The sequence below is a fragment of the Streptomyces sp. NPDC003635 genome (assembly GCF_053587635.1).
On the sequence record NZ_JBSFOK010000040.1, the window covers coordinates 13,108 to 25,734 of the forward strand.

Sequence of the window (12,627 nt, forward strand, 5' to 3'; positions counted from 1 at the left end):
CCGCGGCGCCCCGCGCCGACCTCACAATTCGTCGCGCGTCAGCGCCAGGAGCCGGTCGAGCACCCGGGGGCCGCCCGCGCGCACGCCGTCGTGCTCGAACTCGTCGGTGACCCAGGTGCGCAGCCCGCGGATCGTGCGGGCCGTGGCGAGGGAGTGGGTCGTGTCGACGTACATGTCGTCGTGGTAGATCGCCGCGGCGGCCGGGACCTCGTTGGCGGCGAGGCGCGTCGGGTCGTACAGCGGTGTCCAGTCGGTGCGCGCGGCGAGGAGTTCGGCGGTCTCGCGCAGGGGGCGCAGGGCCGGGTCGCAGTCGAACATCCAGGGGTGGATGGTCTCGCCGGTGAAGAGCAACGGGCCGTCGCCCGCGAGGGTCTTGGCCGCGTCGAACTGCGGGAACTCGGCGCGGACCCGTTCGGCCGACCAGGCCGTGGGGCGGGCGTCCTGACCGTAGATCGCCTCGTGGACGAGGGCGTAGAGCGGGTGACCCGCGTACGACAGCAGGCCCTGGACCTCTTCCTGGAAGGCGTCGGAGAGGGTCATGCCCTGGGCGGCGCGGACGAAGGCGTGCTCCAGGAGGTAGTGCAGGCGGTGGCTGCCCTCGCCGCCGCCGAGGAGGATGCCGAGCGACTGGAAGGCCTCCGCCGTGAGGCGGTAGCCGTTGGCGAGCACGACCTCGTGGCTCAGCAGGTGGTCGGCGATGCGGCGGGCCCGCTCCACGTCCTGCGGGTAGCGGGCGTAGTGCGCGGTGACCTTGCGCTCGATGCGCGGGTAGGCGGCGCGGTAGACCTCGTCCGCGTGCGCGTCGAGTGAGGGCAGGCCGCCGGTGACGACCGCGGCGGCCAGGCCCTCGGGGGCGGTGGAGAGATAGTTGACCGCGCAGAAGCCGCCGAAGCTCTGGCCGAGGACGGTCCACGGGGCACCGCCGGTGACGGCCGGGCGGATCGCCTCGCAGTCCCGGACGATCGAGTCGGCGCGGAAGTGCGTGAGGTAGTCGGCCTGCGCGGCGGGTCCGCCGCGCAGCGGGAGCGTCTGGCGGTTGGCGGGCGTGGAGTGTCCGGTGCCGCGCTGGTCGAGGAGGAGGACGCGGTACTCCTTCAGAGCACGGCCGAGCCAGGCCTGCTTGCCGACGAACCGGTTCGCCCCGAAGCCGGGGCCGCCCTGGAGGTAGACCAGCCACGGCAGGTTCTGGTGCACCCGGTCACCGGCGACGACCTCACGGGCGTAGAGCTCGATGCTCTCCCCCGCCGGGTCGTCGTGGTCGAGGGGCACGGTGAAGTGGCGGTCGGTGAGGACGACGCCGGGCTGGCGGTAGGTCGCGGTCAACAGGGCTCCCGGGACGGACGGATGTTCAGGCGCGTCCCAGTTCAGCACATGTGCGTCCGATATCCGATCCCCGGGATCATGAAATCGTACTGAACGCCGGATCAGCGGGCCGAGAGACTGGAGCGCCGTACCACCAGCTCGGGCTGGAGCACGACCCGCCGGTGCTCGTGCGCCCGTGCGCCGCCCTCGCCCTCGGTCTCCTCCAGGAGCAGCTCGGCCGCCAGGGCGCCCATGGTGACGGCGGGCTGCCGTACCGAGGTCAGGGGGACGGCCGCGGCGGCGGCGAACTCGATGTCGTCGTAGCCGACGATGGCGAGGTCGTCGGGGACGCTGACGCCGGCCGCGTACATCGCCTGCAGAACGCCGAGGGCGAGCAGGTCGTTGGCGCAGAACACGGCGGTGGGGCGATCGGCGAGGCCGAGGAGGCGGGCGCCCGCGTCCCGGCCCGCGGCGACGTCGAGCCGCTCGGTGGGCAGCTCGCGCAGCACCTCGGGGCCGAGCCCGGCCTCGGCGAGCGCGGACAGCGCGCCGGTACGGCGGTCGCGGACCTGGTTCAGGCTGGGCGGGCCGCTGACGTACGCGAGGGAGCGGTGCCCGGCGTCCACGAGGTGGCGCACGGCGAGCGCGCCGCCCGCGACGTCGTCGACGGAGACCGAGCACTCCGTGGTGCCCTCGGCGACCCGGTCGACGAGGACGAAGGGGATGTTGTGCCGACGGAACGTCTCGATGTTGCGCCCGGTGGCGTCCGCCGGGGTCAGCAGCACCCCGCGCACCCGCTGCTCGGCGAAGAGCGACAGATAGTCGGCCTCCTCCGCGGCGTTCTGCGCGCTGTTGCAGACCATCACGCCGAGTCCCGCCTCGCGTGCGGCCCGCTCGGCGCCGCGCGCCACGTCGACGAAGAAGGGGTTGCCCATGTCGAGGACGAGCAGCCCCATGATCCGGCTGCGGCCCGCGCGCAGTTGGCGTGCGGACTCGCTGCGGACGTAGCCCAGCCGGTCGATCGCCGACAGCACCCGTGCCCGGGTCTCGGTGGCGACCGTGTCCGGGCGGTTGATGACGTTCGAGACCGTGCCGACGGAGACTCCGGCGGCACGGGCGACGTCCTTGATACCCACCGACTGGGCCATCAGGCAGGGACCTCCAGAGGAACGAGGGGCGGCGGGCGGGACGGCCTTCACATTACCGTCAGACCGCCCTTCGACGGCATCGGTCGAACGGCCACGGCCGCGATCAGGCGGGCAGCCGGAAGTCGACGACGCGGAGCGCCGAGGGGGTCGTACCGGTGGACCTGACCTGGTACATCACCGACAGGGTGTCGTCCTGCGCGATGCGGGTCTCGTCGATCACGACCTCGCCGAAGGCGTTCAGCCCGGCGGCGACGCCGTCGTAGAGCAGTGTCCAGTCGGTGTGGCCGGACGCCTGGGAGGCGCCGGCGATCCGGCCGAACGGGAAGATCGCATAGGCGTTGTCGTACTTGTCCAGGACCAGCTTGGTGCGCTGGCTGGAGTTCAGCGGGACCGGGATCTCGCTCTTCTGCCAACGGCCCGAGGCGTTCTTGCGGACGTGGAAGGCGCGGCCGTTGGCGGTGCGGTCGGCGACGTAGTCGGTCGTGCACTGACCGAATCGACCGGGTACGTAACTAATGATCGCGTGTGGCAGACCGGTCGAGTCGGTGAACTGGCTCTCCTGGTTCATGAGCGAGTGGTCCGGATTGAGCGAGTCGATCACCAGGCCGCCGTCGGTGACCGCCACCTTGTCGGAGCCGCCCGTGGTGCCGACGACCGTGCCCGCGTCGGTGCGCCAGGTCCGACCGCGGTCGTCGGAGTAGACATAGCCGGTGTCGTGGTTGGTGATGCCGCCGCCGTCGCACATCACGGCGCCGTTCTGCTCGCGCCAGGTGAAGAAGGAGTGCAGGCGCCCCTTGCGGTCGTAGTCGATGCCGTGCAGATACATGTTCCGGACGGCCGAGGAGCCGTGCTCGCTGCTGTACGTCCCGGTGGACGACGTCCACTCCCCCAGCGCGGTCCACGTCGAACCGTCGTACTCCGCAAGGGCGTTGCGGCCGTTGCCGGAGACGCCGACCCGGTAGCTGAGCTGAAGGCGACCCTCGGGGGTGGCGATGAACTGGGGGTAGGTGAACTGGCTCGTCAGGGTCAGGCCGTCCAGGGTGGGCTGGGGCGCGCCGAAGCGGCTCGCGGTCCACGACAGCCCGGCCGGGTTGTCCAGCAGTCCGGCGACCGACTTGACGTAGGTGAAGCCGTCGCTGTGCGAGTCCATGTTGAGGTGCAGTCGGCCGTCGGTCCGCGAGACACCCATGGAGATGACGTTGTGGGAGTCGTTGTAGCGGAGCGTGTGCCCGACCTCGACCGTGGACCAGGCGGTGGCGCCGAGGGCACGGCGGCCGACGACGGCGTTGCGGTCGGCGGTGTACCAGGCCGCGTACTGGTAGCCCTTGCAGGTCAGCAGGCCGTTCTTCTGGAAGGAGTTGTTGTTGACCAGGCCGTCGTAGGAGACGAAGAAGACGGCCTGTGAGTCGAGCGTGGTGGTGCCGGTGAGGGTGACGGAGGGTCCGGGGCCGGCGGCCCGCGCCGTACCCGGGGCGGCAGCGGTGGCCAGCAGCGCGGTGGCCAGCACAGTGCGTCTTCTCATGAACTCGGCTCCGGTTCAGGCTAGATGGAAGACTTCGGTGAGGGGTTTCATCGATGCGTCGGGTCGGGCGCCGTCCAGCGACTCGAAGAACGGCGCCATCTCCGCCTGCCAGCGGGCGTTGACCTCGGTGGCCTCCATGCCGGCCCGGGCCGCGGCGAAGTCCTCGGTCTCCAAGTAGCCGACCAGCAGGCCGTCTTCGCGCAGGAAGAGCGAGTAGTTGTGCCAGCCCGTGGCCGAGAGCGCGCCGAGCATCTCCGGCCATACGGCGGCATGCCGCTCGCGGTACTCGTCGAGACGGTCCGCCCGGACCTTCAGCAGAAAGCACACGCGCTGCATCAACAGCCCCCTGGAGCTCAGAAGTCGTACTGGTCGATGTTCTTGGCGTCGAACACGGTCGGCTTGCCCAGGCTGATCACGCCGTCCTTGCCGATCGTGTACTCGCCCATGTCACCGGCGGTGAACGTCTCGCCCTCCTTGCCGGTGATCTGCCCGGACACCAGCGCCACGGCGGTACGGGCGGCCAGCTCGCCGAGCTTGGCCGGGTCCCACAGCTCGAACGCCTCGACGGTGCCGTTCTTGACGTACTTGCGCATGTCGTTCGGGGTGCCGAGACCGGTCAGCTTGACCTTGCCCTTGTACTTCGAGCCCGACAGGTACTGGGCGGCGGCCTTGATGCCGACGGTCGTCGGGGAGATGATCCCCTTCAGATTCGGGTACTCCTGGAGCAGGCCCTGGGTCTGCTGGAAGGACGCCTGCGCGTCGTCGTTGCCGTACGCGACCTTCACCAGCTTCATGTCCTTGTACTTCGGATCCTTGAGCTCGTCCTTCATGAACTCGATCCAGGTGTTCTGGTTGGTCGCGGTCTGCGCGGCCGACAGGATCGCGATCTCGCCCTTGTAGCCGATCTGCTCGGCGAGCAGCTGCACCTCGGTACGGCCGAGGTCCTCGGCGGAGGCCTGCGAGACGAAGGCGTTGCGGCAGTCGGCCTTGGTGTCGGAGTCGTAGGTGACGACCTTGATGTCGTTCTTCATGGCCTGCTTGAGCGCGGTGCACAGGGCGCCGGGGTCCTGCGCGGACACGGCCATCGCGTCGACCTGCTGCTGGGTGAGCGTGTTGACGTAGCTCACCTGTCCCGCGGTGTCGGTGGCGCTGGACGGCCCGACCTCCTTGTAGCTGTTCCCCAGCTCCTTGAGCGCCGCCTCACCGCCCTTGTCGGCGGAGGTGAAGTAGGGGTTGTTGACCTGCTTGGGCAGGAACCCGACGGTCAGCCCCTTCTTCAGCTCGGCATTGGGGTCGGCCTTGCCGGCGGTCGCGGCGGAGGCGTCCTCCTTGGCGACGTCCTCCTTGGTGGTGCCGCCACAGGCGGTGAGGGCGAGGGTGAGGGAGGTGACGGCGGCGAGCAGTGTGGAGGCACGCCGGACGGATGACTTACGCATGGAGGGGTTCCTTTGAACGAGGGTGAGCGGAGGCGCGCCCCAGGGGCGCGGGGAACTGCGCGACCAGCCACGACGGCGGCTCAGCCGGACGATTGCGCACGCATTACGGCGATCTGCCGGGCAACCCGGGGCCCGAGCACGGAAAGAACAAGCAGCACACCGGTGACCAGGATCTGCGTCTGCGCGGAGACGTCCTGAAGACTCATGACGTTCTGCAGTGCACCGAGCAGGAACACACCGGCGATCGCGCCACCCAGCGTGCCCTTGCCACCGTCGAAGTCGATGCCACCGAGCAACACGGCGGCCACGACGGACAGTTCGAGCCCGGTGGCGTTGTCGTACCGAGCGGACGCGTAGTGCAGCGCCCAGAAGATGCCGGTGAGCGAGGCCATGAACCCGGTCACCGTGAACAGGACGAGCTTCTGCCGCTTGACCCGGATCCCGGCGAACCGAGCCGCCTCCTCGCTCGCCCCGATCGCGAACAGTGACCGCCCGAAGGGCATGGCGTGCAAGACGATCACAGCGATCGCGAGCAACACCAGGAAGGGCAGCAGCGCGTACGGGATGAACGTGTCGCCGATCCGACCGGAAGCGAAGTCCAGGTACGGGGTGGGAAAGTCGGTGACCGCGTCGGAGCCGAGCACGATCTGCGCGATGCCCCGGTAGGCGGCGAGCGTTCCGATGGTCACCGCGAGCGACGGCAGCCCCAGCCTGGTCACCAGCAGACCGTTGATCAACCCGCACACCACACCGATCAGCAGGCAGATCGGAATGATCGTCTCGACGGTCATGCCCTGGTTCCACAGGGCACCCATCACCGCCCCCGAAAGCCCCGCGGTCGAAGCGACCGAAAGATCGATCTCACCGGAGACGACCAACAGGGTCATCGGCAGCGCGATCAGGGCGATCGGAAGCGTGTTACCGATCAAGAAGGACAGGTTGAGCGAGTTGCTGAACCCGTCGACGAACCCGAAGGACAGCAGCAGCACGACGATCAGGAGGGCGCCGACCACCGTGTCCCAGCGGATCGCGCGCGTGAGGGAGTCAGGCATGGCGGGCGTTCCTCTTCTTCAGGGCCGAGGCCACGCGCAGCGCGACGACCCGGTCGACCGCGATGGCGAGGATGAGCAGGATGCCGTTGATGGCGAGCACCCAGACGGAGCTGACACCGAGCGCGGGCAGCACACTGTTGATGGAGGTCAGCAGCAGCGCGCCGAGGGCGGCGCCGTACACGCTGCCGGAGCCGCCGGTGAAGACGACGCCGCCGACCACGACGGCGCTGACGACGGTGAGTTCGTAGCCGTTGCCGGTGCCGGAGTCGACGTTGCCGAACCGGGCGAGGTACATCGCGCCCGCGAGGCCGGCCAGCGCGCCGCAGAACGTGTACGCGGCCAGGATCCGCTTGCGCACCGGGATTCCGGCGAGGCGAGCGGCCTCCGGGTTGGAGCCGAGGGCGTACAGCTCGCGCCCGCTGCCGAAGTGCTTGAGGTAGTAGGCGGTGGCGATCAGGACGGCGAGGGCGATGAGCGCGAGATACGGCACCGCGGAGAGGCCGCCGGAGCCGAAGTCGACGAAGCCGTCCGGGAGGTCGGCCGCGGTGATCTGCCGGGAGCCGACCCAGATGGAGTCGATGCCGCGGATGATGTACAGGGTGCCGAGGGTGACGACGAGGGCGGGTACCTGGCCGAGGCTGACCAGCAGGCCGTTGAGCAGACCGAAGCCGATGCCCATGAGCACCGCGAGCAGCACGGCGACGACCGGGTTCCCGCCGCCTTGGAGGTACGTACCGGCGGCGAAGGCGCTGATGCCGAGCGTGGAGCCGACGGAGAGGTCGACGTTGCGGGTGATGACGACCAGCGACTGGCCGACGGCGACCAGCACGAGGATCGTCGCGTTGAGCAGCAGGTCCTTGATGCCCTGCTCGGTCAGGAACTCGCTGTTGCCGGCCTGGGTGACGGCGATCATCACCAGGAAGACGACGAGGATGGCCAGTTCGCGCATCTTGAAGACACGGTCGACCAGCCGGGTCGCGCCCGCCTTGGGCGCCTCGGCGACAGGGGCTGGCTGAGGAGTGGTCACCGTCATGCGGCGGCCCTCCCCGTGGCTGCGGCCATCACGGTTTCCTCGGAGGCTTCGGAGCGGGGGATCTCGGCGGCGAGGCGGCCTTCGTGCATCACCAGCACGCGGTCGGCCATGCCGAGGATCTCGGGCAGGTCGGAGGAGATCATCAGGACGGCGACCCCGTCGGCGGCGAGTTCGGAGAGCAGCCGGTGCACCTCGGCCTTGGTGCCGACGTCGATCCCCCGGGTCGGTTCGTCGACGATGAGCACCTTGGGGCCGGTGGCCAGCCACTTGGCGAGGACGACCTTCTGCTGGTTGCCGCCGGACAGGGTGGAGACGGCGTCGGCGATCCGGGCGTACTTCACCTGGAGCTTGACGGCCCAGTCCAGCGAGCGGCTGCGTTCGGCGCCGCGGTCCATCAGGCCGCCCTTGACGGTCGTACGCAGCCCGGTGAGGCCGATGTTGCGCTCGATGGACATGTCCATCACCAGGCCCTGGGCGCGCCGGTCCTCGGGGACGAGGGCGAGGCCGGAGGCCATGGCGGTGGAGGGGGCGCCGTTGACGAGGTTCTTCCCGCCGACGCTGACCTCGCCGGCGTCCCAGCGGTCGATGCCGAAGACGGCCCGGGCGACCTCGGTGCGGCCCGCGCCGACCAGTCCGGCCAGGCCCACGATCTCACCGCGCCGGACCTCGAAGGAGACGTCGGTGAAGACGCCCTCACGGGTCAGCCGGCGCACGCTGAGCGCGACCTCGCCGGGCTCGACGTCCTGCTTGGGGTACAGCTCCTCCAGGTCGCGGCCGACCATCCGCCGTACGAGATCGTCCTCGGTCATGCCCGCCACCGGCTCGCTGGCGATCCAGGCGCCGTCGCGCAGGGTCGTCACGCGCCGGCAGATCTCGAAGATCTCCTCGAGTCGGTGCGAGATGAACAGCACGGCCGCGCCCTGCTCGCGCAGGGTGCGTACGACCCCGAAGAGGCGGGCGACCTCGCTGCCGGTGAGGGCGGCGGTCGGCTCGTCCATGATCAGGACGCGGGCGTCGAAGGAGAGGGCCTTGGCGATCTCCACGATCTGCTGGTCGGCGATGGACAGGCCGCGCGCCGGGCGCTCGGGGTCGAGTTCGACGCCGAGGCGCCGCATCAGGGCCAGGGTGGCCGCGTGGGTGGCCTTGTGGTCGATCCGGCCCAGGGCGCGGCGCGGCTGGCGGCATATGAAGATGTTCTCGGCGATCGACAGGTCGGGGAAGAGCGTCGGCTCCTGGTAGATCACGGCGATGCCCGCGTCCCGGGCGTCGCCGGGGCCGTGGAAGGTGACGGGCGCGCCGTCGAGCAGTACCTGGCCGGCGTCGGGCCGGTGCACTCCGGCGAGCGTCTTGATGAGGGTCGACTTGCCCGCGCCGTTCTCTCCGGCGAGGGCGTGCACCTCCCCGGGCAGCAGCTCCAGGGAGACGTCCCGCAGGGCGCGGACCGCGCCGAAGGACTTCGAAACGTCCCTCAGCGCCAGTACCGGGGCCGGACCCGTGGTGGACGGGTGGGTCATGGGGGCTCCTCGACGACGTCGGCGGGACGGCCCTCGCGACGTCGTGAAAGGTTTCAACTTGGTTGCCGGGACGTTAGGCACGCCGCGCATGTCACGTCAATGGGTTCGTATCGAAAAACTTTCGATGAATGAAGGTCACGGCGGAGTCACGAGTAACTGGCTCGGGTCCGGGGCTTGACACCCCCTCGGGGGGCTCATAGCTTCCCGTCTTGAATCGTTTCACCACGGTGCACTTCTGACGTTCCACCGTGCTGCGTTTGTGAAGACTTTCCGACCCGATGTCACAGGAGCCCGAAGTGACCGACCTCGCCGCGGTGAAGGCCGCGCTCAAGACCCAGGCCGTCGAGACGCCGTCGTGGGCGTACGGAAACTCGGGGACCCGGTTCAAGGTGTTCGCCCAAGCGGGGGTGCCACGGACGCCGCGGGAGAAACTGGAGGACGCGGCGCAGGTGCACGCCTTCACGGGAGTGGCGCCGACGGTGGCGCTGCACATCCCGTGGGACAAGGTCGAGGATTATGCGGCGCTGGCGAAGTTCGCCGAGGCGCGGGGTGTGCGCTTGGGCGCGATCAACTCGAACACGTTCCAGGACGACGACTACAAGCTGGGCAGCATCTGTCATCCGGACGCCGCCGTGCGGCGGAAGGCCGTTGATCATCTGCTCGAGTGCGTCGACATCATGGACGCGACGGGCTCAGCCGATCTGAAGCTGTGGTTCGCGGACGGGACCAATTACCCCGGGCAGGACGACATCCGGGCGCGGCAGGACCGGCTGGCGGAAGGGCTGGCCGAAGTGTACGAGCGCCTGGGGGACGGGCAGCGGATGCTGCTGGAGTACAAGTTCTTCGAGCCGGCCTTCTACACGACCGACGTGCCGGACTGGGGGACCGCGTACGCGCACTGTCTGAAGCTCGGGCCCAAGGCGCAGGTTGTGGTCGACACCGGGCATCACGCACCCGGCACCAATATCGAGTTCATCGTCGCGACGCTGCTGCGTGAGCAGAAGCTCGGAGGGTTCGACTTCAACTCCCGGTTCTACGCGGACGACGACCTGATGGTGGGGGCCGCGGATCCGTTCCAGTTGTTCCGGATCATGTATGAGGTGGTGCGCGGGGGCGGGTTCTCGCCCAGGGTCGCGTTCATGCTCGACCAGTGCCACAACATCGAGGCGAAGATTCCGGCGATCATCCGGTCAGTGATGAATGTGCAGGAAGCGACGGCGAAGGCGCTCCTCGTTGACCGCGTCGCTCTTGCCGAGGCGCAGGCCTCCGGGGACGTGCTCGGGGCCAATGCCGTGCTGATGGACGCGTACAACACGGATGTGCGGCCGCTGCTGCGTGAGGTGCGCGAGGAGATGGGGTTGGACCCCGAGCCCCTCGCCGCGTATGCGCGGTCCGGGTGGGCCGAGAAGATCGTTGCTGAGCGAGTCGGCGGGGAGCAGGCCGGTTGGGGCGCGTAAGCGTCTGCCGGGTTCTGTTCGTCGCGGGGTGCGCGCCGGTCGCGGCTGGTCGCGCGGTTCCCCGCGCCCCTAGGTAAGAGCACGCACCCCTCTTTCGAGAAAGTAAGGAATCTCCATGGCCGCCCACTCCGAAGCCGCCGCCCTCCTCGCTCGTTCCCATCGGCTTGGCTCCGATCCCCGCAACACCAACTACGCCGGGGGCAATGCCTCCGCCAAGGGCACCGACACCGATCCCGTGACGGGGGGTGATGTGGAACTGATGTGGGTCAAGGGGTCCGGTGGGGACCTCGGGACGCTCACCGAGGATGGGCTCGCGGTGCTGCGGCTGGACCGTATGCGCGCGCTCGTCGATGTCTATCCCGGTGTCGAGCGCGAGGACGAGATGGTCGCCGCGTTCGACTACTGCCTGCACGGCAAGGGCGGTGCCGCTCCCTCCATCGACACCGCCATGCACGGTCTGGTCGAGGCCGCTCACGTCGATCATCTGCATCCGGACTCGGGGATCGCGCTCGCCTGCGCCGCCGACGGGGAGAAGCTGACCGCCGAGTGCTTCGGGGACACCGTGGTGTGGGTGCCCTGGCGGCGACCCGGGTTCCAGCTCGGGCTCGACATCGCCGCCGTGAAGGCCGCGAACCCGCAGGCCATCGGGTGTGTGCTCGGCGGGCACGGGATCACCGCCTGGGGGGACACCTCCGAGGAGTGCGAGCGCAACTCGCTGCACATCATCCGGACCGCCGAGGCCTTCCTGGAGGAGAAGGGGAAGGCCGAGCCCTTCGGACCCGTCATCGAGGGGTACGAGGCTCTCGGCGAGGGTGAGCGCGGGGAGCGGGCGGCGGCTCTGGCGCCGTACGTCCGTGCCGTCGCCTCTCAGGACAGGGCTCAGGTCGGACACTTCACCGATTCCGACGTCGTCCTCGACTTCCTCGCCCGCGCCGAGCACCCCCGGCTCGCCGCGCTCGGCACCTCCTGCCCGGACCACTTCCTGCGCACCAAGGTGCGGCCGCTGGTGCTTGATCTGCCGCCGACCGCTCCGCTGGACGAAACCGTGGCACGGCTGAAGGAGCTGCACGCCGAGTACCGCGAGGAGTACGCCGCCTACTACGAGCGGCACGCCCTGCCCGACTCCCCCGCGATGCGCGGGGCGGATCCGGCGATCGTGCTGATCCCCGGCGTGGGCATGTTCTCCTTCGGCAAGGACAAGCAGACCGCCCGGGTCGCGGGCGAGTTCTACGTCAACGCCATCAATGTCATGCGGGGCGCGGAGGCCGTGTCGACGTACGCGCCGATCGAGGAGTCCGAGAAGTTCCGCATCGAGTACTGGGCCCTCGAGGAGGCCAAGCTCCAGCGAATGCCCAGGCCGAAGCCGCTGGCCACCCGGGTCGCTCTGGTGACCGGGGCCGGCAGCGGGATCGGGAAGGCCATCGCGCAGCGGCTGGTGGCCGAGGGGGCGTGTGTCGTCGTCGCCGACCTCAACGGTGAGAACGCCTCCGCCGTCGCCGAGGAGCTGGGCGGGGCGGACAAGGCCGTCGCCGTGACGGTCGACGTGACGGACGAGGAGCAGATCGCCGCCGCGTTCAAGGCCGGCGTGCTCGCGTTCGGCGGGGTCGATCTGGTCGTGAACAACGCCGGGATCTCCATCTCGAAGCCGCTGCTGGAGACTTCGGCCAAGGACTGGGATCTCCAGCACGACATCATGGCCCGCGGTTCCTTCCTCGTGTCGAGGGAGGCCGCCCGGGTGATGATCGCGCAGGGGCTCGGCGGTGACATCGTGTACATCGCGTCCAAGAACGCCGTCTTCGCGGGGCCGAACAACATCGCGTACTCCGCCACCAAGGCCGATCAGGCGCATCAAGTGCGACTGCTGGCAGCCGAGTTGGGCGAACACGGGATCCGTGTCAACGGCGTCAACCCCGACGGCGTCGTGCGCGGCTCCGGGATCTTCGCCGGTGGGTGGGGTGCCCGGCGGGCCGCGGTGTACGGGGTCGAGGAGGAGAAGCTGGGCGAGTTCTACGCACAGCGGACCATCCTCAAGCGTGAGGTGCTGCCCGAGCATGTCGCGGGCGCCGTCTTCGCGCTCACCGGCGGGGAGCTGACGCACACCACGGGCCTGCACGTCCCGGTCGACGCCGGCGTCGCCGCCGCCTTCCTGCGGTGAGCGGGTCC

10 protein-coding genes are annotated in these 12,627 nt (G+C 69.5%); 2 read left to right on the forward strand and 8 right to left on the reverse strand.

Annotation, left to right across the window (positions count from 1 at the left end; translation table 11 throughout):
- Window positions 1–21: 21 nt before the first annotated feature.
- The 8 genes from ACWDRW_RS29940 to ACWDRW_RS29975 form a co-directional block, all read right to left on the reverse strand.
- Window positions 22–1,323: an alpha/beta fold hydrolase gene (locus tag ACWDRW_RS29940; protein WP_451728205.1), complete on the reverse strand. Its 1,302-nt coding sequence runs from the start codon at window positions 1,321–1,323 to the stop codon at window positions 22–24.
- Between the two features lie 101 nt (window positions 1,324–1,424).
- Window positions 1,425–2,450: a LacI family DNA-binding transcriptional regulator gene (locus ACWDRW_RS29945; RefSeq protein ID WP_451728208.1), complete on the reverse strand. Its 1,026-nt coding sequence runs from the start codon at window positions 2,448–2,450 to the stop codon at window positions 1,425–1,427.
- Between the two features lie 103 nt (window positions 2,451–2,553).
- Window positions 2,554–3,972, reverse strand: coding sequence for a BNR repeat-containing protein (locus ACWDRW_RS29950; RefSeq protein ID WP_451728211.1), 1,419 nt, complete (start codon window positions 3,970–3,972; stop codon window positions 2,554–2,556).
- A gap of 15 nt (window positions 3,973–3,987) precedes the next feature.
- Window positions 3,988–4,308 (reverse strand): L-rhamnose mutarotase, encoded by a 321-nt coding sequence (locus tag ACWDRW_RS29955; protein ID WP_451728213.1) that lies wholly within the window; start codon window positions 4,306–4,308, stop codon window positions 3,988–3,990.
- A 17-nt stretch (window positions 4,309–4,325) separates the two neighbouring features.
- On the reverse strand, window positions 4,326–5,408 hold the full coding sequence (gene rhaS, locus ACWDRW_RS29960; protein WP_451728214.1) for a rhamnose ABC transporter substrate-binding protein: 1,083 nt from the start codon (window positions 5,406–5,408) through the stop codon (window positions 4,326–4,328).
- Window positions 5,409–5,488: 80 nt separating this feature from the next.
- Window positions 5,489–6,460 carry an ABC transporter permease gene (locus ACWDRW_RS29965; protein ID WP_451728216.1) on the reverse strand — a complete coding sequence of 324 codons (972 nt, stop codon included), beginning with the start codon at window positions 6,458–6,460 and terminating at the stop codon, window positions 5,489–5,491.
- A complete protein-coding gene (locus ACWDRW_RS29970) occupies window positions 6,453–7,493 on the reverse strand; it encodes an ABC transporter permease (RefSeq protein ID WP_451728218.1) in 1,041 nt (346 codons plus the stop codon). The genes ACWDRW_RS29965 and ACWDRW_RS29970 overlap by 8 nt, the downstream gene beginning before the upstream one ends.
- Window positions 7,490–9,007: a sugar ABC transporter ATP-binding protein gene (locus ACWDRW_RS29975; RefSeq protein ID WP_451728221.1), complete on the reverse strand. Its 1,518-nt coding sequence runs from the start codon at window positions 9,005–9,007 to the stop codon at window positions 7,490–7,492. Before ACWDRW_RS29975 ends, ACWDRW_RS29970 begins: the two co-directional genes overlap by 4 nt.
- Window positions 9,008–9,303: 296 nt before the next feature.
- Between ACWDRW_RS29975 and rhaI the strand changes: the two genes are divergently transcribed.
- A complete protein-coding gene (rhaI, locus tag ACWDRW_RS29980; RefSeq protein ID WP_451728223.1) occupies window positions 9,304–10,464 on the forward strand; it encodes an L-rhamnose isomerase in 1,161 nt (386 codons plus the stop codon).
- A gap of 115 nt (window positions 10,465–10,579) precedes the next feature.
- A complete protein-coding gene (locus ACWDRW_RS29985; protein WP_451728226.1) occupies window positions 10,580–12,619 on the forward strand; it encodes a bifunctional aldolase/short-chain dehydrogenase in 2,040 nt (679 codons plus the stop codon).
- The last annotated feature ends 8 nt before the right edge of the window (window positions 12,620–12,627 follow it).

What these genes read in the sequence shown, in the direction of transcription:
- ACWDRW_RS29945 (WP_451728208.1), bottom strand. Translation starts at nt 2,450, where the DNA reads ATGGCCCAGTCGGTGGGTATCAAGGACGTCGCCCGTGCCGCCGGAGTC.
- ACWDRW_RS29950 (WP_451728211.1), bottom strand. Translation starts at nt 3,972, where the DNA reads ATGAGAAGACGCACTGTGCTGGCCACCGCGCTGCTGGCCACCGCTGCC.
- ACWDRW_RS29955 (WP_451728213.1), bottom strand. Translation starts at nt 4,308, where the DNA reads ATGCAGCGCGTGTGCTTTCTGCTGAAGGTCCGGGCGGACCGTCTCGAC.
- rhaS (WP_451728214.1), bottom strand. Translation starts at nt 5,408, where the DNA reads ATGCGTAAGTCATCCGTCCGGCGTGCCTCCACACTGCTCGCCGCCGTC.
- ACWDRW_RS29965 (WP_451728216.1), bottom strand. Translation starts at nt 6,460, where the DNA reads ATGCCTGACTCCCTCACGCGCGCGATCCGCTGGGACACGGTGGTCGGC.
- ACWDRW_RS29970 (WP_451728218.1), bottom strand. Translation starts at nt 7,493, where the DNA reads ATGACGGTGACCACTCCTCAGCCAGCCCCTGTCGCCGAGGCGCCCAAG.
- ACWDRW_RS29975 (WP_451728221.1), bottom strand. Translation starts at nt 9,007, where the DNA reads ATGACCCACCCGTCCACCACGGGTCCGGCCCCGGTACTGGCGCTGAGG.
- ACWDRW_RS29985 (WP_451728226.1), top strand. Translation starts at nt 10,580, where the DNA reads ATGGCCGCCCACTCCGAAGCCGCCGCCCTCCTCGCTCGTTCCCATCGG.